The 362-nt window shown below is 63.0% G+C and carries 1 pseudogene; it reads left to right on the top strand.

Annotated features, from left to right (window positions below):
* Window positions 1–362, top strand: a pseudogene (locus B4E36_RS05195) (S9 family peptidase); the annotation flags it as partial.

The raw sequence follows: 362 nt of genomic DNA, 5'->3' as shown, positions 1-362 counted from the left end.
GGCCAAGGATTTCAAGATCATGGAAACCCCGGTGAACGCGCCCGGCAAGGCAAACTGGAAGGAGGTCGTGCCGCATCAGGAGGGCCGGCTGATCCTGGCGCATACGGCCTTCGCGCGGCATCTGGTCTGGCTGGAGCGATTCGCGGGCCTGCCGCGCATCGTCATCCGCGACCGGGCAACCGGGGAGGAACACGCCATCGCCTTCGAAGAGGAGGCCTATTCCCTCGGACTGCAGGGCGCTGCCGAATACGACACGGACACGATCCGCTTTTCCTATTCCTCGATGACGACGCCGAGCCAGCTCTATGACTACAACATGGCGACGCGCGAACGGACCTTGCTGAAGACGCAGGAAGTGCCTT

Origin of the sequence: Martelella sp. UBA3392 (genome assembly GCF_002358775.1) — a bacterium.
Taxonomy (GTDB): domain Bacteria; phylum Pseudomonadota; class Alphaproteobacteria; order Rhizobiales; family Rhizobiaceae; genus Martelella; species Martelella mediterranea.
Note: the sequence above shows the minus strand (reverse complement) of the source record. Positions and strands in the feature narration are given on the sequence as shown.